Here is a 19,454-nt window from a genome sequence, read left to right on the forward strand (position 1 = left end):
ACCCCTTTTCGCCACTTTAACCCACAAATTCCCACCAGAAGGAGTTTACGGAGCGGAGGAAAAGCTTGTCAAGCCAGCACGAATACCAACGAAGCTTAAAAACCCATTATTTGCCGCCGATATTAGGCCTGATGATAAAATCACCAACAAACGAGGCAAATTAACGTCATGAATACGTGTAAGAAAACAACCAACAAATTCGTAACAGTTAAAAGCAACAAAATATCTTCGGCGGGAAAATATAAAGTGTCAGTTTGCGACGCGAGCGGCATTTTAGGCGATTCTGATGCCCGTTAACAGTGCCTGATGTCTGCGGAGAGGCTCTCTTGTCGCGGGGTAGAGAAGATTGGGGGTATTGTCTGCGATAAAATGAGTGTTAATTCAGCGATTAACTTAGTGAATGTAACAAAATAATACAAATATCGGCCGGGAGATCTTTTCTTATACCCATCAGGTGCAAGAAAGCCCCTACTCCAGAATAAAACAAAATAATGCGTAAAGAAGTTTAGGGATTTGTCTGAAAGATATTCAGTTTTGCATTTTTAAGGCAATTTGTATGGATTATCGCCAGACGTGCATCCGTCTGGCGAGCAGCGGCAGAATTATCCCGGCAGCCCGCTGCCGGAAATATTCAACGGCGGTTCAGGCTCCCGCGGCGATACAAATTCCGGCGAATCCGGCTTAGGCCAGGCTTTGGCTTGCGCGGTTCGTCGAGGCTGGCGAGGACGATCTCCAGCACGCGCTCGGCAACGTCACGGTGGCGCTGAGCCACCGCCAGTACCGGACACTGGAGGAAATCCAGCAGTTCGTTATCGCCGAAGGTCGCAATCGCCAGCTCGGAGGGCAGCTTGCCTTCCCGACGCAGCGTCACGTCCATCACGCCCTGCAGCAGTGGGAAGGAGGTGGTAAACAGCGCCTGCGGCATCGGATGGGTTTCCAGCCACTTCTCGAACAGCTGACCCGCCGCTTCGCGCTCGTAGCTGTTAGCGTAGAGATACTGCACCTCACGCGGATCGTCCTGCCACGCGGTCCGGAAGCCCTGCTCGCGCAGGAAGCTCACCGACAGCTCAGGCAGAGCGCCAAGATACAGCACGCTGTCGCCGGGGAATTTACGCAGCTCGGCGCCGAGCATTTCCGCATCGTCGCGATCGGCGCCGACAACGCTGGTGAAGTGTTCGCGATCGAGCGCGCGATCGAGCGCGACTATCGGGAACGGATCGTTGGCCCAGCGCTGATAGAACGGGTGCTCGGGCGGTAATGAGGTCGACACGATAATCGCATCGACCTGGCGCTGCAGCAGGTGCTCAATGCAGCGCATCTCGTTATCGGGCTGATCTTCCGAACAGGCGATCAGCAGCTGATAGCCGCGCTGGCGCGCCTGCCGCTCGAGGTAGTTAGCAATGCGGGTATAGCTGGTGTTTTCCAGATCCGGAATGACCAGACCAATAGAACGCGTGCGTCCTGCACGCAGGCCGGCAGCGACCGCATTCGGATGATAGTTGTGTTCACGAACCACAGCCATCACCTTTTCGACCGTTTTATCGCTCACGCGGTACTGCTTCGCTTTACCGTTAATCACATAGCTAGCGGTGGTTCGCGAGACACCGGCCAGCCGGGCGATTTCATCCAGTTTCACAATTGCCCCTTGGGTAATTTAGTACAGAACATAACCTTTCTTCAGGTATGGATTCATTTTCATAACATCTAAACGCAGAACAGTTAGCACAGCAACCGGTTTTGTCTCCAGTTCCTACCGATTTCGCAAAAAAATAGCCCGACAGTTTGTGCCGGGCTATTTTTAGCTCAATTTCAGCGACTCAGCGCATTATTTTGTCGCCGCGCGACAGGCCAACGACGCCCGAGCGCGCAACTTCAACGATTCTCGCAACGTCACGCAGCGAGGCGATGAATGCATCCAGCTTATCGCTGGTGCCAACCAGCTGAACGGTGTAGATAGACGGGGTGACGTCAATAATCTGCCCGCGGAAGATCTCGGTGTTACGCTTGACCTCCTCGCGGCCAAAACCGCTGGCCTGCACCTTCACCAGCATGATCTCGCGCTCAACGTGCGAGTTTTGTCCGAGCTCGCTGACGCGCAGCACGTCCACCAGCTTATGCAGCTGCTTTTCGATCTGCTCGATCGCTTTCTCATCGCCCACGGTCTGAATCGTCATCCGCGAGAGCGTCGGGTCATCGGTGGGTGCCACCGTCAGGCTTTCAATGTTATACCCACGCTGCGCAAAGAGACCAATAACGCGCGATAAGGCGCCCGATTCGTTTTCCAGTAATACCGATAATATCCGGCGCATAATCAGGTTCTCTCCGTTTTGCTCAACCACATCTCGTCCATCCCGCCGCCGCGGATATGCATCGGATACACGTGCTCGCTGCCGTCAACCGTTACGTCGACGAAGACCAGACGATTATTACGCACCTGCTCCAGCGCTTCGGTCAGCTTCGACTCCAGCTCCTGCGGCTCGTTAATGCGAATCCCTACGTGACCATACGCTTCTGCGAGGCGGACAAAATCCGGGAGCGACTCCATATACGACTGCGAGTGGCGGCCGGAATAGATCATGTCCTGCCACTGTTTCACCATTCCGAGATAGCGATTGTTCAGGTTCAGCACCAGAACCGGCAGTTCGTACTGCAGCGCGGTGGAAAGCTCCTGGATATTCATCTGAATACTGCCGTCGCCGGTGACGCAAATAACGGTCTCATCCGGCAGCGCCATCTTCACGCCGAGCGCCGCGGGCAGGCCAAAGCCCATCGTGCCCAGGCCGCCGGAGTTGATCCAGCGTCTCGGCTTATCAAAGGGATAATAGAGCGCGGCAAACATCTGATGCTGACCGACGTCGGAGGTGACGTAGGCATCCCCGTTGGTCAGACGCCAGATGGTCTCGATCACCGCCTGCGGTTTGATCTTGCCGCTTTGCGTATCGTATTGCAGACAGTGACGCGCGCGCCACTGCTCGATCTGCCGCCACCAGTCGCGAAGCTCATCCAGCGGCTGCAGCGCCTCTTCCTGCTCCAGCAGCTCCAGCATCTGCTCCAGCACCAGGCGAGCATCGCCAACGATCGGCACGTCCGCCGGCACCGTTTTCGAAATTGACGTCGGATCGATGTCGATATGCAGCACCGTGGCATTCGGGCAGTATTTTGCCAGATTGTTGGTCGTGCGATCGTCAAAGCGGACGCCAACGGCGAAAATCACGTCGGAGTGATGCATCGTCATGTTGGCTTCATAGGTGCCGTGCATGCCCAGCATGCCCAGCGCCTGCTGGTGCGAGGCCGGGAAAGCGCCCAGCCCCATCAGCGACGACGCGACCGGCAGATTCAGTTTCTCCACCAGGCTATACAGCTGCTCTTCGCATTGAGCGTTAATCGCCCCGCCGCCAACGTATACCACCGGGTGTTTGGCCGCGATCAGCGTTTGCAGAGCGCGTTTAATTTGTCCTTTATGCCCGCTGGTTGTCGGGTTATAGGAGCGCATGCTGACCGCATCCGGCCAGACGTACGGCAGCTTGTTCGCCGGGTTGAGGATATCTTTCGGCAGATCGACGACAACCGGGCCGGGACGGCCGCTGGCCGCCAGCCAGAAGGCTTTCTTCAGGACGCCGGGGATATCTTCGGTTTGCTTAACCAGGAAGCTGTGCTTCACCACCGGTCGGGAAATACCGACCATGTCGCACTCCTGGAAAGCGTCGTAACCAATCAGGGAAGTCGCCACCTGTCCGGAGAGGATCACCAGAGGGATAGAGTCCATGTACGCCGTCGCAATGCCGGTAATGGCGTTCGTGGCCCCGGGCCCGGAGGTCACCAGTACGACCCCGACCTCGCCCGTTGCGCGGGCGAGACCGTCCGCCATATGCACCGCGGCCTGCTCGTGGCGGACCAAAATATGATCGATACCGCCGAGGGTATGTAGAGCATCATAGATATCGAGGACCGCCCCCCCTGGATAACCGAATACTTGCTTGACGCCCTGATCGACAAGCGACTGGACGACCATCTCGGCTCCTGACAACATCTCCATGGTTTGCCTCCCGGCTTATTGTTTTTAACGACAGCGGAACTCAATTTCCGCGCGCTCGCACAATGCGCAGAGTTTCGTCTTCGCATTGAGGTGAATGGACTGCGTGCCTTTACCATAACTGGTCGCTAACGGGCAGGCAATTCGCCACCGCGGGTACATGAGAGGTATTAAAAGAATAAAAAATAAGATTTGATAAAAAATCAGGTGGAAAACTTCACCGACAGGAATTGACGCAAATCATTACTCGGACAAATTGCCACACCGCAGGAAATCATCCATTTTTCATCTGAATCTGCCGCCAGCCGCCGCAGATAAACAGAATAAAATTCTGGATTATTACTTAATAATAGATAAAACCATCCGTAAAGCACCGCGGCGTTAGCCCCGGTCAGCGGCAGGCCCAAATATCCCCTGCAGCCCGCTCACAAAGCAGGAGCCGCGGCTCCCGTTTGTGGTGATATACGCACAGATTAGCGCCGGCAGATACTGACCAGCAGTTCTTCCATCCACTGGTGGCCTTTATCGCGACCCGCGGCTTCGTGCCATGAGAGATAGCAGGTCCGGCTATTAACCTGCAGCGGCAGCGTGACCAGCTGCAGGTTAAGCTTATCCGCGAATTCAGCCGCCAGCCAACGCGGCGCAATAGCCACCATTTGCGTTTGCGAAATCACGTTTAATACGCTGACCATCGCATTGCCCTGATAGGCAATTCGCGCCTGTTTATCGAGAGTGTCATACCAGGGCTGGCTGAATGAAGCATAGCGATCCAGGGCCACAACCGCGTGCTCTTCCCGATAAATGTCCTCTTCTGCCAGCAATCCGCTAATACGCGGATGCTGACGACTGGCGACTAATACCATCTCATCGTTAAACAGCGGCACGCAGGCAAATTCAGGACGACGAAACTCTTCATAGCCCACCACGAATTCAATTTCCTGATAACGTAATTGATGGTCGGTATTTTGATTCAGCGCCGATTTAAAAATCAAATGAATATTTGGCGCGGTTTCGCTAACCTTATTGAGGATTGTGGCGGTCAAATAGTTATCCAGCGGGCTGCACACGCATAAATTAAACACCCGCTCGCTGCTTATTGGCTCAAAGCCGGAGCCCGGCAGCTCGTTCTGCACCAGCTGCAGAGCCTGGCGTACCGAGCCAAACAGCTGGAACGCACGCGCCGTTGGCTGAATTCCGCGGCCGTAGCGAACGAACAGCTCGTCATTAAACATCACCTTCAGACGCGATACGGCGTTGCTGACCGCCGGCTGCGACATCCCCAGAGAATGCGCCGCGCGAGTGATATTCTGCTCCTGCATCACCGCATCAAAGACGGTGAGCAGATTGAGATCGACCATGCGTAGCTGAGGTTTCGTCACCTCCGCCGCCGGGGCTGCTTGATATTCAATACTTTCAATTATCATATCTAATTTCACCATCAGGCTAAATTCCCTTTGCACAAGTACAGTAATTAATGCTGAAAATATCATTTAGCACGCATATGAAATTTGCAAAAGGGTAAAAATGAATTTTAGGAATATATCAAAGTTATGATTTCAGCAAAAATAAGCAGAATTAGAAAATGGCCGTTTCATTTTAACTATATCGATTACTTGATGGCGCTCAGTTTACTCATAAGTTATAAGGATAAACAACGGCAGGAATAGTTAACTTAAATTTAAGCGGTATTAAAGTATCGATTGAATACGCTATTAAAATTAACATGTCGTTATCATAGATAATTAGCCTGGACTCATTTAAATATATTCACATGGCAAATATCCTCAGTCTTTTCATTAAGATGGCTGCCGTTGCCACCCCGCCAGCGTGAGGCCTTGAATGAAAAGGAAATTGTGCGAATGTTTTAAATGGCCTCGCCCCTGCCGCGGCGCTAAAAACGATTGTCGGCAAAAAAGCGCGATCTTCAGCACAATTAGCTAATTCAGTGACAAGGTAAAAAGGCGTTTTTCCCCCTCCGGGGTTGACATCAAAAGGCGTATCCAGTAACTCTAAGAGCATATCGATTTCATCTGGAGCATGACGCAATGATTCGCAGCACTCGTTTCACCAGCCTACTACTACTAAACGCATCCAATTTGCGCGGTAGGCTGCTGGGCGACGTTAAGCGTTAGTCATCTTCCAGTAAGACTATAAAACCCGCGCCATTGCGCGGGTTTTTTTATGCTCGTCAGCAAGGCGCCCAGGACACCGATTAAGGATTTAACCATGAGCCAGCAAGTCATTATTTTCGATACGACCTTACGTGACGGGGAACAAGCGTTACAGGCCAGCCTGAGCGTTAAAGAGAAGCTGCAGATTGCCCTGGCCCTTGAGCGTATGGGCGTAGACGTGATGGAAGTCGGCTTCCCTGTCTCATCTCCGGGCGACTTTGAATCCGTACAGACCATCGCGCGCACCATCAAAAACAGCCGCGTCTGCGCCCTGGCGCGCTGCGTAGAGAAAGATATCGATGTCGCGGCCGAATCCTTAAAAATCGCCGAAGCGTTCCGTATTCATACGTTTATCGCCACCTCGCCGATGCACATCGCCACCAAGCTGCGCAGCACCCTCGATGAGGTGATTGAGCGTTCGATCTATATGATTAAACGCGCCCGTAACTATACCGACGACGTTGAGTTCTCCTGCGAAGATGCCGGCCGTACGCCGATTGCTGACCTGGCGCGCGTCGTTGAAGCCGCCATCCGCGCCGGCGCTACCACCATTAACATCCCGGATACCGTCGGCTATACCATGCCGTTCGAATTCTCCAACATCATTACCGGCCTGTACGAGCGCGTGCCGAACATCGACAAAGCGATCATTTCAGTTCACACCCATGACGATTTGGGCTTAGCCGTCGGCAACGCCATTGCCGCCGTCCACGCCGGCGCGCGCCAGGTTGAAGGCGCCATGAACGGCATCGGCGAACGTGCGGGCAACTGTTCGCTGGAAGAAGTGATCATGGCCATCAAGGTGCGTAAAGATATTATGGACGTACGCACCCGCATCAATCACAGCGAAATCTGGCGCACCAGCCAGACCGTCAGCCAGATTTGCAACATGCCGATCCCGGCGAACAAAGCCATCGTCGGCACCGGCGCTTTCGCCCACTCTTCCGGTATTCACCAGGACGGCGTGCTGAAGAACCGCGAAAACTACGAAATCATGACCCCGGAATCCATCGGCCTGAATCAGGTGCAGCTGAACCTGACCTCCCGCTCCGGCCGCGCGGCGGTGAAGCACCGCATGGAAGAGATGGGCTACAAGGAAAGCGACTACAACATGGACCACCTGTATGACGCCTTCCTGAAGCTGGCGGACAAAAAAGGTCAGGTCTTCGACTACGACCTGGAGGCGCTGGCCTTTATTAACAAGCAGCAGGAAGAGCCTGAGCATTTCCGCCTGGACTACTTCAGCGTGCAGTCCGGCTCCAACGCCATCGCCACCGCCTCCGTCAAGCTGGCCTGCGGCGACGAAGTGAAGTCCGAAGCGGCTAACGGCAACGGCCCGGTCGATGCCGTATATCAGGCCATCAACCGCGTTACGGCGTATGACATCGAGCTGGTTAAGTATGGTTTAAGCGCCAAGGGCCACGGTAAAGACGCGCTGGGCCAGGTGGATATCGTCGTTAACTACAACGGCCGCCGCTTCCACGGCGTCGGGCTGGCGACGGATATCGTGGAGTCCTCGGCGAAGGCGATGGTTCACGTCCTGAACAACATCTGGCGCGCCGCTGAAGTCGAAAAAGAGTTGCAACGCAAAGCTCAGAATAACGAGAACAATAAGGAAACCGTGTAATGTCGAAGAATTATCATATTGCTGTTTTGCCAGGTGATGGCATTGGCCCGGAAGTCATGAACCAGGCGATGAAAGTACTGGAAGCCGTCCGTAACCGTTTTGATATGCGCATTACCACCAGCCAGTATGACGTTGGCGGCATCGCCATCGACCGCCAGGGCACCCCGCTGCCGCAGGCAACCGTAGACGGCTGCGAGCAGGCAGACGCCATTCTGTTCGGCTCGGTCGGTGGCCCAAAATGGGAGCACCTGCCGCCCGCAGAGCAGCCGGAGCGCGGCGCGCTGCTGCCGCTGCGTAAACATTTCAAGCTGTTCAGCAACCTGCGTCCGGCGAAGCTGTATCAGGGGCTGGAAGAGTTTTGCCCGCTGCGCGCGGATATCGCCGCCAACGGCTTCGATATCCTGTGCGTCCGTGAACTGACCGGCGGCATTTACTTCGGCCAGCCGAAGGGTCGTGAAGGCAGCGGCCATCACGAGAAAGCGTTTGATACCGAGGTTTACCACCGCTTTGAGATCGAGCGCATTGCGCACATCGCGTTTGAATCGGCCCGCAAGCGCCGGAGCAAAGTGACCTCTATCGACAAAGCCAACGTGCTGCAGTCCTCCATTCTGTGGCGAGAAATCGTCGGCGAAATCGCCAAAGAGTACCCGGACGTTGAGCTGGCGCACATGTATATCGACAACGCCACCATGCAGCTGATTAAAGACCCGTCCCAGTTCGACGTGCTGCTGTGCTCCAACCTGTTCGGCGACATCCTGTCCGACGAATGCGCGATGATCACCGGCTCAATGGGCATGCTACCCTCCGCCAGCCTCAATGAACAAGGCTTTGGCCTGTACGAGCCCGCAGGCGGCTCGGCGCCGGATATCGCCGGCAAGAACATCGCTAACCCGATAGCCCAAATCCTGTCGCTGGCGCTGCTGCTGCGCTACAGCCTCGACGCGGACGCGGCGGCAACGGCTATCGAAAGCGCGATCAACCGCGCATTAGAAGAAGGCATCCGTACCGGCGATTTAGCGCGCGGCGCGGCGGCTGTCAGTACCGATGAAATGGGCGACATCATTGCCCGCTATGTCGCTGAAGGGGTGTAATCATGGCGAAGACGTTGTATGAAAAATTGTTTGATGCTCACGTGGTTTATGAAGCGCAAAACGAAACCCCGCTGCTGTACATCGACCGTCATCTGGTACACGAAGTAACCTCCCCGCAGGCGTTTGACGGCCTGCGCGCGCACAACCGCCAGGTTCGCCAGCCGGGGAAAACCTTCGCCACCATGGATCATAACGTTTCGACTCAGACCAAAGACATCAACGCGTCCGGCGAAATGGCGCGTATCCAGATGCAGGAGCTGATTAAGAACTGTAACGAATTCGGCGTTGAGCTGTATGACCTGAACCACCCGTATCAGGGGATCGTTCACGTAATGGGCCCCGAGCAGGGCGTAACCCTGCCGGGGATGACCATCGTTTGCGGCGACTCCCATACCGCGACCCACGGCGCGTTCGGCGCGCTGGCTTTCGGCATCGGGACCTCCGAAGTCGAGCACGTGCTGGCCACCCAGACCCTGAAGCAGGGCCGCGCCAAAACGATGAAGATTGAAGTTCGGGGCCAGGCGGCGCCAGGGATCACTGCGAAGGATATCGTGCTGGCGATCATCGGCAAAACCGGCAGCGCCGGCGGTACCGGCCACGTGGTCGAATTCTGCGGCGAAGCCATTCGCAACCTGAGCATGGAAGGTCGCATGACCCTGTGCAATATGGCCATCGAGATGGGCGCGAAAGCGGGCCTGGTAGCGCCGGACGCGACCACCTTTGATTACGTGAAGGGCCGTCTGCACGCGCCTAAAGGCCAGGACTTTAGCGACGCGGTCGCCTATTGGGAAACCCTGACCACCGACGCCGACGCTACCTTTGACACCGTCGTCACCTTACAGGCCGCAGAGATTGCTCCGCAGGTCACCTGGGGAACCAACCCGGGCCAGGTTATCTCCGTCACCGACATGATTCCCGACCCTGCCTCTTTCGCCGATCCGGTAGAGCGCGCAAGCGCGGAAAAAGCGCTGGCCTATATGGGCCTGAAGCCGGGCATCCCGCTGACCGACGTCGCGATTGATAAAGTCTTTATCGGCTCCTGTACCAACTCGCGTATTGAAGACTTACGCGCGGCGGCCGAAATTGCCAAAGGGCGTAAAGTCGCGCCGGGCGTGCAGGCGCTGGTTGTCCCAGGCTCCGGCCCGGTGAAGGCGCAGGCGGAAGCGGAAGGCCTGGATAAGATCTTTATCGAAGCCGGCTTTGAATGGCGTCTGCCGGGCTGCTCCATGTGCCTGGCGATGAACAACGACCGCCTGAACCCCGGCGAGCGCTGCGCATCCACCAGCAACCGTAACTTTGAAGGCCGCCAGGGCCGCGGCGGACGTACCCACTTAGTCAGCCCGGCCATGGCCGCAGCGGCGGCCGTCAGCGGCCATTTCGCCGACATTCGCGACATTAAATAAGGAGACCATCATGGCAGAGAAATTTACCCAACATACTGGCCTGGTGGTTCCGCTGGATGCCGCAAACGTCGATACCGATGCGATCATTCCCAAGCAGTTCCTGCAGAAAGTGACCCGCACCGGTTTTGGCGCGCATCTGTTCAACGACTGGCGCTTCCTCGATGACCAGGGGCAGCAGCCGAATCCGGAATTCGTCCTCAACTTCCCGGAGTACAAGGGCGCCTCTATTCTGCTGGCGCGGGAAAACTTCGGCTGCGGCTCATCGCGCGAACACGCGCCCTGGGCTTTGACCGATTACGGCTTTAAGGTGGTTATCGCCCCCAGCTTTGCCGACATCTTCTACGGCAACAGCTTTAACAACCAGCTGCTGCCGGTGACCCTGAGCGACGAGCAGGTCGACGAGATGTTTAAGCTGGTGCAGGCCAACCCGGGCATTACCTTCGAGGTGGATCTGGAATCCGAAGTGGTGAAAGCGGGCGACAAATCGTACAGCTTTAAAATCGACGCCTTCCGCCGCCACTGCATGCTGAACGGCCTCGATAGCATCGGCCTGACGCTGCAGCACGAAGAGGCGATCTCCGCCTACGAGAACAAGCAGCCGGCCTTTATGAACTAAAGCCGCCAGCGGCTCCCCTGCCCGGTCCATGACCGGGCATTTTTTTATGCCTTCTGAGCTGAGAAGTCCTCAGGAAATTCGCACAGGCGCCGATATGACGACAACCGTAACGGTTAAGAACCTCACCTTCCAGGAAGGTACCACCCGAATCTGCGTCCCGCTGATGGGCCAAACCCTCAATGAGCTGAAGGCTCGTGCCCGGGCGCTGGTAGAAGTCGACGCCGATATTATCGAATGGCGCGCCGACGGCTTTGCCCAGGCCGGCAGGAGCGAACAGGTACTGCTGGCGCTGGCTGAAGTTCGCCAGATCCTCGCCGATACGCCGCTGCTGTTCACCTTCCGCAGCCAAAAGGAGGGCGGCGAGGCGCAGCTCGACGAGGCGGAGTACTTTGCCCTTAATCGTCAGGTCGCGCTCAGCGGGCTGGTCGAGATGATTGATATCGAGCTCTTTAACGATGAGACGCAGATCCGATCGCTGATCGACGATGCCCACGCCGCCGGCGTGAAGGCGATCGTCAGCAATCATGATTTCCAGAAAACACCGCCCGAAGAGGAGATTATTCGCCGCCTCTGCCGCATGCAGGAGCTGGGCGCCGACCTGCCGAAAATAGCGGTCATGCCGCAGTCTCCGCAGGATGTGCTGACGCTCCTCTCCGCCACGCTGGCGATGAAGGAGAAGCACGCTACCGGCCCGATCGTCACCATGTCGATGGGCAAAATGGGTGGCATCAGCCGGGTTACCGGGCGACTATTTGGTTCAGCGATGACGTTCGGCAGCGCGGGCCAGGCCTCTGCGCCGGGGCAAATCGCCATCCGCCAGCTGCGGGAAACGATCGATATCCTCTCCTGAACTCGCCCGCCCGCGGCGATCCGCGGGCGGATAACGGGCTAAATATCTTTCACTTTGCCGGTTAAAAACAGGGTCACCAGCGAAATCGCCGCGATCGCCCAGTAAACGCTGGCGTGGCCGTAGCTCTGCGACAGCGCCCCCTGCAGCACGCCGGCCAGGATCACGCCAGTGGAAATACTGTTGGTAAACAGCGTGGTGGCCGCTCCCGCGCGTCCCGGCATCAGGTCCTGGAACCACAGCATACCGATCCCGGCGACAATACCGATAAAAATCGCATTAAACAGCTGCAGCGCCAGCAGCGCCGTACGGTCGTGGAACAGGATCAGTCCGGCGTAGAACAGCACCCCGGCGGCCACGGCGGCGACCATCATGCGACGCTTGCCCCAGCGTTTGACGTAGTAGCCCGCCAGAATCATCGCCGGGATCTCCAGACCGGCCGCGGTGCCCATGAGGATCCCCGCCAGGCTATCCGGCAGGCCGAGATCGCTGCTGATCCACAGCGGCATATCGATGATGTACATGGTGTTGCAGGTCCACATCAGCGTCGAGGCGATAAACAGCATGCGCACGTTTTTATCCTGCCAGCCGCCGGCCTGCGCCAACGCACCTGCCGCCTCCGAAGGCTGCTCCACCCTCGCCACCGACGGCAGCTTGCAGGCGATCAGCACCAGGCTAATCACAAAAATAGCGGCCGCAATGGAGAACATGGTGGTAAAGCCGTAGTTCAGCGCCAGCATAAAGGCCAGCGGCGGGCCGATAACCCACGCCAGCGACAGCTGGGCGCGCATGATCGAACTGAACATCACCACTTCCCGCGCCGAGCTGTCGGCATACTCCCGCGCCAGGGCGAACAGCTGCGGCATCGCGGCATTGGCGATGGATGCCAGCATCACGCCGCAGGTAATCAGGGTTAAGTAGTGGCGATTGAAGGCAAACAGCAGCGCGTTGCCCACGGCCATCAGGCAGCAGAACATAATCAGCCGGCGGCGGTCGCCCTGGCTGTCGGAGCGCTTCGCCAGCGCCAGGCTGACCGCGATCCCGGCAATGGCGTTAACGGTGTAAAACAGACCGACCCAGAAAGGCTGCGCGCCCACCTCACGGCTGAGAAACAGGCTGAGCGTCGGGGCCTGCAGCGCACCGGCAATCCCCATCATAAAAGCGACCAGCATAAAAGCCGCATAGACGCCGTTAAGCCGCCGTCCCATCGTCATTAACCACAGCATGTCATGTCCTTAGCACGCGAAGAAAACGAAAAAAGCCAGCAGAAGTCATCTGCTGGCGGGTGATTTTATACTCTATCTGCTTCAGGTTACAGGCCGGCGGCCGCTACAAGCAGGCCGCGCTAATGCCGGGAACGCGAAAGCGGACAGGTACGCACCAATACTCAGTCACACATGATATCGGCAAGTTAACGATCGGAGGTCGGCGACGTAACTCCCCACTGCATCAGCTCGCCGAGTATTTCCTGCTGTCGTCCTGCCATCAGGCGGGCTAGCCATGACGCATCCTGCGTCGCAGAAAAGTAGCGTTGGTAGAACTGTTTAGCGGTTGACCTCGTCATATTCATCTCCTCGCTTCATCGAAATCTATTATTGGCCTAATATGAGGATTAATAAATTGCTGAGTTTTCATCAGGAGTTCCCCTTTTATGTCTTCTGCCCGTCTGCAACAACAGTTCATCCGCCTGTGGCAATGCTGCGAAGGGAGGTCGCAGGAGACGACGCTCAACGAGCTGGCTGAGATGCTAAGCTGCTCGCGCCGCCATATGCGAACCCTGCTGAACATGATGGAAGAGCGCGGCTGGCTAACCTGGGAGGCGGAAGCGGGTCGCGGTAAGCGCTCGAAGCTGGCTTTCCTCTACACCGGCCTGGCGCTGCAGCAGCAGCGGGCGGAAGATCTGCTGGAGCAGGATCGCATCGATCAGCTGGTGCAGCTGGTCGGCGATAAGGCCGCCGTGCGCCAGATGCTGGTCTCCCACCTCGGACGGAGCTTTCGCCAGGGGCGGCATATTCTGCGCGTGCTCTACTACCGGCCGATGAAAAATCTGCTCCCCGGCAGCGCGCTGCGCCGCTCGGAAAACCATATCGCCCGGCAAATCTTTAGCGCCCTGACGCGGGTAAATGAGGAAAACGGGGAACTGGAAGCCGATATTGCCCACCACTGGCAGCAGCTATCGGCCACCCACTGGCGCTTTTTTTTGCGTCCCGGCATCCACTTTCACCACGGGCGCGAGCTGGAAATGGAGGACGTGATCGCCTCTTTGCTGCGCAGCAACGCCCTGCCGCTGTACGCCCATATTGAGCGCATCGTCTCGCCGACCGCCTGGACGCTGGATATCCATCTGACGCAGCCGGATCGCTGGCTACCGTGGCTGCTGGGCCAGGTTTCGGCGGTGATACTGCCGCGCGAATGGCAGTCGATGGAGAACTACTCCGCGATGCCGATCGGTACCGGCCCTTATGCCGTCGCGCGCAATAACCAAAACCAGCTGAAGATCCACGCCTTCGACGACTACTTCGGCTATCGGGCATTAATTGACGAGGTCAACGTCTGGGTGCTGCCGGAGATTGGCGAAGAGTCGAACGGCGGCTTAACCCTGCAGGGCACCACCCAGAGCGAGAAAGCCGTCGAAAGCCGCCTGGAAGAGGGCTGCTACTACCTGCTGTTTGATTCCCGCAGCCCGCTTGGCGCCAATGCCGCCGTCCGCCAGTGGCTGAGCTACCTGTTCCAGCCGGCGAACCTGCTCTACCACGCGGGCGAACATTACCAGGGAAACTGGTTCCCGGCCTACGGCCTGCTGCCGCGCTGGCACCACGCGCGCAGCCACGCCTGCGAGAAGCCCGCGGGCCTCGAGTCGGTGACGCTGACCTATTATCAGGACCACATTGAGCATCGCGCGATCGGCGGCATTATGGCGACGCTGTTAGCCGAGCATCAGGTCAGGCTGGAGATCCGCGAGCTGGAATACGCGGAGTGGCACCGCGGCGAGGTGGTCAGCGACATCTGGTTAAACAGCGCCAACTTTACCCTGCCGATCGACTTCTCCCTCTTCGCCTGGCTGTATGAAGTCCCGCTCATTCGTCACTGCATCCCAATTGACTGGGAGGAGGACGCCGGCCGCTGGCATGCGGGCGAGTTAAACCCTGCGACCTGGAGCCAGCAGCTGCTGGCCAACCAAACGATCGTCCCGTTGATCCACCACTGGCTGATGATCCAGGGCCAGCGCAGCATGCGCGGCGTGAGGATGAACACCCTCGGCTGGTTTGATTTTAAATCGGCGTGGTTTGCGCCGCCGGAACCCTAGCGCCTTCCCCGGCGGGCGCTTAAGCACTTTCGGTCCGCTAACAAAATCATTACACTGGTCGCCGTTCTCAACGGGGTGCTAATAAACATACGCCGCTTCATTCAGGTTGCATTGAGACAGCCTGCAGGATGAAGCGTATGGGCTGAGAAAATACCCGTCGAACCTGATCCGGATAACGCCGGCGAAGGGATTTGAGGCTCACTCAAAATCCTTTGCCACCCCTTTTTTGTGAGGTGCAAAGTGTTGAAAAAATTACTCCCGCTGCTGGTGCTGGTCGCCGCTCCCGCGTTGGCAAAACCCGTTCTCACCGTCTATACCTACGACTCCTTTTCCGCGGACTGGGGGCCGGGCCCGGCCGTCAAAAAGGCCTTTGAAGCCGACTGCGGCTGCGAGCTGAAGTTCGTGGCGCTGGAAGATGGCGTCTCGCTGCTGAATCGCCTGCGCATGGAAGGCAAAAACAGCAAAGCCGACGTGGTGCTCGGACTGGACAACAACCTGCTGGAAGCGGCGGCGCAAAGCAAGCTGTTCGCCAAAAGCAACGTGCCGACCGACGCGCTTACGGTGCCCGGCGGCTGGAACAACGATACCTTCGTCCCCTTTGATTACGGCTATTTCGCCTTCGTCTACGATAAAAACAAGCTCAAAAACCCGCCCAAAAGTCTGAAGGAGTTGGTTGAGAGCGACCAAAAATGGCGGGTGATCTATGAAGATCCGCGCACCAGCACGCCGGGGCTCGGCCTGCTGCTGTGGATGCAGAAAGTGTACGGCGACAAATCCCCGCAGGCGTGGGAGAAGCTGGCGGCGAAAACCGTCACCGTGACCAAGGGCTGGAGCGAGGCCTACGGCCTGTTCCTGAAGGGGGAAAGCGACCTGGTGCTGAGCTATACCACCTCTCCGGCCTATCACATCATCGAAGAGAAAAAAGATAACTATGCGGCGGCCGGCTTCAGCGAAGGCCACTACCTGCAGGTCGAAGTGGCGGCCCGCACCGCGGCCAGCAAGCAGCCGGAGCTGGCGGAGAAGTTCCTTAAGTTTATGGTCTCTCCGGGATTCCAGAATGCGATTCCGGCGGGCAACTGGATGTACCCCGTCACCCAGGTGACGCTCCCTGCCGGCTTTGACGCGCTGATCAAACCGCAGACCACCCTGGAGTTCACTCCGCAGCAGGTCGCTGGCGAACGACAGAACTGGATTAACGCATGGCAACGCGCCGTCAGCCGCTAACTATCGGCTGGCTGCTGCCGGGCCTGACGGCCGCCGCCGTGCTGGTCGTGGTGGCGCTGGCTGCTTTTCTGGCGCTCTGGAGCAGCGCGCCGGAGGCGGCCTGGCTGGCGATCGTTCGCGACAGCTATCTCTGGCACGTCGTCCGCTTCTCCTTCTGGCAGGCGTTTCTCTCGGCGCTGCTTTCGGTGGTACCGGCTATTTTTCTTGCCCGCGCCCTTTACCGGCGCCGCTTTCCCGGCCGCACGCTGCTGCTGCGCCTGTGCGCGATGACGCTCATCCTGCCGGTACTGGTGGCGGTATTTGGCATCCTGAGCGTTTACGGCCGCCAGGGCTGGCTGGCGGCGGCATTTAGCGCGCTGGGATGGCGGTGGGATTTCTCCCCCTACGGGCTGCAGGGAATTCTGCTGGCGCACGTCTTCTTCAATATGCCGATGGCGACCCGCCTGCTGCTGCAGGCGCTGGAGAATATCCCCGGCGAACAGCGGCAAATAGCGGCCCAGCTTGGCATGCGCGGCTTTCACTTTTTCCGCTTCGTCGAGTGGCCGTGGCTGCGGCGGCAAATTCCTCCGGTGGCGGCGCTAATCTTTATGCTCTGCTTTGCCAGCTTCGCGACCGTCCTCTCCCTTGGCGGCGGCCCGCGGGCCACTACCATCGAGCTGGCGATCTACCAGGCGCTGAGCTTTGATTACGATCCGGCCCGCGCGGCGATGCTGGCGCTGATCCAGATGAGCTGCTGCCTCGGGCTGGTGCTGCTCAGCCAGCGCCTGAGCAAGACCGTGGCGATCGGCGTGACCCACGTGCGCGGCTGGCGCGACCCCGACGATCGCCTGCACAGCCGCCTGACCGATTTCGTGCTCATCGCGATCGCACTGCTGCTGCTGCTGCCGCCGCTGCTGGCGGTCGTCATCGATGGCCTGAATAACAATCTGCCGCGGGTGCTGGCCCAGCCTGCGCTATGGCAAGCCTTATCGACCTCCCTGCGTATCGCGCTGGCCGCCGGCATACTCAGCGTTGTTCTGACGATGATGCTGCTGTGGAGCAGCCGCGAGCTGCGCATCCGCAGCCGACCGCTGGCCGGCCAGGCGCTGGAGCTCAGCGGAATGCTGATCCTCGCCATGCCGGGAATTGTGCTCGCGACCGGCTTCTTTTTACTGCTCAATAATAGCGTTGGCCTGCCCGACTCCGCCGACGGCATCGTTATCTTCACCAATGCGCTGATGGCGATCCCCTATGCGCTGAAGGTGCTGGAAAATCCGATGCGCGACGTCGCCGTGCGCTACGGCATGCTCTGCCACTCGCTGGGAATCAGCGGCTTTACCCGCCTGAGGGTCGTTGAGCTCCGCGCCCTGAAGCGTCCGCTGGCCCAGGCGCTGGCCTTTGCCTGCGTGCTGTCGATCGGTGATTTCGGCGTGGTGGCGCTGTTCGGCAACGACGATTTCCGCACCCTGCCGTTCTATCTGTATCAGCAGATTGGCGCCTATCGCAGCCAGGACGGTGCCGTGACCGCCCTGCTGCTGCTGGCGCTGTGCTTTGTCCTCTTTACCGTGATTGAGAAGCTACCGGGGCGTGATGTTAAAACTGAATGATGTAACCTGGCTGTATCAGCACCTGCCGATGCGTTTCACCCTTTCCGTACGGCGCGGCGAACGCATTGCGGTGCTCGGCCCCAGCGGGGCGGGGAAAAGCACGCTGCTGAACCTGATTGCCGGCTTTTTGCCGCCGGCGAGCGGCAGCATCGTCATCGACGGCGAGCCGCATACCGCGACGCCGCCCGCCCGTCGCCCGGTATCAATGCTGTTTCAGGAAAATAACCTCTTCAACCATCTCACCATCCACCAGAACATCGGCCTCGGCATGCACCCCGGCCTTAAGCTGAGCGCCGGGCAAAACGCCAGCCTGCTGGCCATTGCCGAACAGATGGGCATCGATTCCCTGCTGGAGAGGCTTCCCGGCGAGCTCTCCGGTGGCCAGCGCCAGCGCGCGGCGCTGGCGCGCTGTCTGGTCCGCGAGCAGCCGATACTGCTGCTGGATGAGCCGTTTTCCGCGCTCGATCCGGCGCTGCGCCAGGAGATGCTGATTTTGGTTGCGGAGGTTTGCCAGCGCCGGAATTTGACGCTGCTGATGGTGTCGCATAGCGTGGAGGATGCCGCCCGCATCGCCCCTCGGTCGCTGGTGGTGGCCGACGGGCGCATCGCCTGGGATGGTGCCACCGATGCGCTCTTAAGCGGCAGCAGCAGCGCCTCGCATCTGCTCGGGATCAGCGCGCGATAACGTGGTGCAGAATATTGAGATAGACCGGCATCAGCGGGTGGCGAATCACCAGGGTTAACGCCACGCCCGCCAGCACCAGCGCCAGCGGCGACAGCCACAGCAGACGCGTACGCGGCAGCAGCCGGGTCAGACGATCGCTTGTTTTCGCGCTACGCCACAGGCGCCAGCAGAGCCAGCCCGCCAGCCACGCCAGCAGCGCGGCGCCCAGCAGCAGCCACTTAAAGCTGGCGCTGTTCTCATCGGCGGGAATATCAATGGCCGCGCCGGCAAGAATGCCCGGCAAAAAGTAGAGCGGCGGCCACAGCAGGCAGCCGATAATATTCGGCAGAATAAATTTCGCCACCGGCAGGTCAAGCATTCCGGCAACCATCGGCACCAGCGGCCGCGTCGGCCCGACGAAGCGTCCGATCAGGATCGTGACCATGCTGTGCTGGTGCAGCGCGTGCTCGGTCTTATCAAGCAGCGCCTTGTTTTTCTTCATAAACGACCAGCGATGCAGCGGTTTTTTAAACCGCCAGCCAAGCCAGAATGAGATCCAGTCGCCGAATAAACAGCCGACAATCCCCGCCAGCCACGCCTGCCAGAAGTTAACCTCACCGCTGCCGATCAGCGCGCCCAGCCCGGCCATCATCACCGTGCCCGGCAGTATCAGCCCGACCAGCGCCAGCGATTCAAGAAAGGCGACCAGCATCACGGCTATCAGCGAGTAGACCGTGGATTGGGTGATAAAATGTTCCAGCAATGCTTGCATAGTGTGCCCGGTTTAAAAACGAAGCACGGATTCTCCAGAGCCGTCGCGCCTTCGTCAAGCCATCAATTGTCTGAATAGTTTACCGGTTGTGACAATTTTCCGGGGCATCATTT

19 protein-coding genes and 1 riboswitch are annotated in these 19,454 nt (G+C 58.3%); of the genes, 10 read left to right on the plus strand and 9 right to left on the minus strand.

The window, feature by feature from the left end; genetic code table 11:
- Window positions 1–631: 631 nt before the first annotated feature.
- From cra to EDF75_RS20125, 6 genes are all read right to left on the minus strand, one after another.
- Window positions 632–1,636, minus strand: a complete 1,005-nt coding sequence (gene cra / locus EDF75_RS20100) for a catabolite repressor/activator (RefSeq protein WP_041144040.1) — start codon at window positions 1,634–1,636, stop codon at window positions 632–634.
- 181 nt (window positions 1,637–1,817) lie between these two features.
- Window positions 1,818–2,309, minus strand: coding sequence for an acetolactate synthase small subunit (gene ilvN, locus EDF75_RS20105; protein WP_041144039.1), 492 nt, complete (start codon window positions 2,307–2,309; stop codon window positions 1,818–1,820).
- Between the two features lie 2 nt (window positions 2,310–2,311).
- Window positions 2,312–4,036, minus strand: a complete 1,725-nt coding sequence (gene ilvI, locus EDF75_RS20110; RefSeq protein ID WP_133600661.1) for an acetolactate synthase 3 large subunit — start codon at window positions 4,034–4,036, stop codon at window positions 2,312–2,314.
- Window positions 4,037–4,236: 200 nt separating this feature from the next.
- Complete coding sequence (locus tag EDF75_RS20115) at window positions 4,237–4,440, minus strand: hypothetical protein (protein ID WP_133600662.1); 204 nt, start codon at window positions 4,438–4,440, stop codon at window positions 4,237–4,239.
- A 66-nt stretch (window positions 4,441–4,506) separates the two neighbouring features.
- On the minus strand, window positions 4,507–5,475 hold the full coding sequence (leuO, locus tag EDF75_RS20120; protein WP_133600802.1) for a transcriptional regulator LeuO: 969 nt from the start codon (window positions 5,473–5,475) through the stop codon (window positions 4,507–4,509).
- Between the two features lie 325 nt (window positions 5,476–5,800).
- Entirely contained in the window at window positions 5,801–6,052 is a 252-nt protein-coding gene (locus tag EDF75_RS20125) for a hypothetical protein (protein WP_133600663.1), read from the minus strand.
- Window positions 6,053–6,078: 26 nt separating this feature from the next.
- Here EDF75_RS20125 and leuL point away from each other — a divergent pair, with 26 nt between their 5' ends.
- The 6 genes from leuL to aroD all read left to right on the plus strand — a co-directional run bounded on the left by leuL (window position 6,079) and on the right by aroD (window position 11,791).
- A complete protein-coding gene (gene leuL, locus EDF75_RS20130; RefSeq protein WP_115193567.1) occupies window positions 6,079–6,165 on the plus strand; it encodes a leu operon leader peptide in 87 nt (28 codons plus the stop codon).
- A gap of 94 nt (window positions 6,166–6,259) precedes the next feature.
- The gene (gene leuA / locus EDF75_RS20135) at window positions 6,260–7,831 is read left to right on the plus strand and encodes a 2-isopropylmalate synthase (RefSeq protein WP_045859921.1); all 1,572 of its coding nucleotides are present in this window, start codon (window positions 6,260–6,262) and stop codon (window positions 7,829–7,831) included.
- Window positions 7,831–8,922 (plus strand): 3-isopropylmalate dehydrogenase, encoded by a 1,092-nt coding sequence (leuB, locus tag EDF75_RS20140; RefSeq protein WP_041144036.1) that lies wholly within the window; start codon window positions 7,831–7,833, stop codon window positions 8,920–8,922. The genes leuA and leuB overlap by 1 nt, the downstream gene beginning before the upstream one ends.
- Window positions 8,923–8,924: 2 nt before the next feature.
- Window positions 8,925–10,325, plus strand: a complete 1,401-nt coding sequence (gene leuC / locus EDF75_RS20145; RefSeq protein ID WP_133600664.1) for a 3-isopropylmalate dehydratase large subunit — start codon at window positions 8,925–8,927, stop codon at window positions 10,323–10,325.
- Window positions 10,326–10,335: 10 nt separating this feature from the next.
- Complete coding sequence (gene leuD, locus EDF75_RS20150) at window positions 10,336–10,941, plus strand: 3-isopropylmalate dehydratase small subunit (protein WP_123710118.1); 606 nt, start codon at window positions 10,336–10,338, stop codon at window positions 10,939–10,941.
- Window positions 10,942–11,035: 94 nt separating this feature from the next.
- Window positions 11,036–11,791 carry a type I 3-dehydroquinate dehydratase gene (aroD, locus tag EDF75_RS20155; protein ID WP_133600665.1) on the plus strand — a complete coding sequence of 252 codons (756 nt, stop codon included), beginning with the start codon at window positions 11,036–11,038 and terminating at the stop codon, window positions 11,789–11,791.
- Between the two features lie 38 nt (window positions 11,792–11,829).
- On the opposite strand, the gene EDF75_RS20160 is transcribed toward aroD, so the two are convergent.
- Window positions 11,830–13,014: a sugar efflux transporter gene (locus tag EDF75_RS20160; RefSeq protein ID WP_123710120.1), complete on the minus strand. Its 1,185-nt coding sequence runs from the start codon at window positions 13,012–13,014 to the stop codon at window positions 11,830–11,832.
- Between the two features lie 185 nt (window positions 13,015–13,199).
- A complete protein-coding gene (gene sgrT / locus EDF75_RS20165; protein WP_072051895.1) occupies window positions 13,200–13,352 on the minus strand; it encodes a glucose uptake inhibitor SgrT in 153 nt (50 codons plus the stop codon).
- Window positions 13,353–13,439: 87 nt separating this feature from the next.
- Here sgrT and sgrR point away from each other — a divergent pair, with 87 nt between their 5' ends.
- The 4 genes from sgrR to thiQ all read left to right on the plus strand — a co-directional run bounded on the left by sgrR (window position 13,440) and on the right by thiQ (window position 18,590).
- A complete protein-coding gene (sgrR, locus tag EDF75_RS20170) occupies window positions 13,440–15,095 on the plus strand; it encodes an HTH-type transcriptional regulator SgrR (RefSeq protein ID WP_133600666.1) in 1,656 nt (551 codons plus the stop codon).
- 61 nt (window positions 15,096–15,156) lie between these two features.
- Window positions 15,157–15,303, plus strand: a riboswitch (TPP riboswitch).
- 32 nt (window positions 15,304–15,335) lie between these two features.
- The gene (gene thiB / locus EDF75_RS20175; protein ID WP_133600667.1) at window positions 15,336–16,319 is read left to right on the plus strand and encodes a thiamine ABC transporter substrate binding subunit; all 984 of its coding nucleotides are present in this window, start codon (window positions 15,336–15,338) and stop codon (window positions 16,317–16,319) included.
- On the plus strand, window positions 16,295–17,905 hold the full coding sequence (thiP, locus tag EDF75_RS20180; protein WP_133600668.1) for a thiamine/thiamine pyrophosphate ABC transporter permease ThiP: 1,611 nt from the start codon (window positions 16,295–16,297) through the stop codon (window positions 17,903–17,905). The genes thiB and thiP overlap by 25 nt, the downstream gene beginning before the upstream one ends.
- Window positions 17,889–18,590, plus strand: a complete 702-nt coding sequence (thiQ, locus tag EDF75_RS20185; RefSeq protein WP_133600669.1) for a thiamine ABC transporter ATP-binding protein ThiQ — start codon at window positions 17,889–17,891, stop codon at window positions 18,588–18,590. Before thiP ends, thiQ begins: the two co-directional genes overlap by 17 nt.
- Here thiQ and EDF75_RS20190 read toward each other — a convergent pair.
- Entirely contained in the window at window positions 18,577–19,341 is a 765-nt protein-coding gene (locus tag EDF75_RS20190; RefSeq protein WP_133600670.1) for a DedA family protein, read from the minus strand. The genes thiQ and EDF75_RS20190 overlap by 14 nt on opposite strands.
- Window positions 19,342–19,454 lie beyond the last annotated feature (113 nt).

It is taken from the genome of Klebsiella sp. BIGb0149 (genome assembly GCF_004362605.1).
GTDB lineage: Bacteria > Pseudomonadota > Gammaproteobacteria > Enterobacterales > Enterobacteriaceae > Klebsiella > Klebsiella terrigena.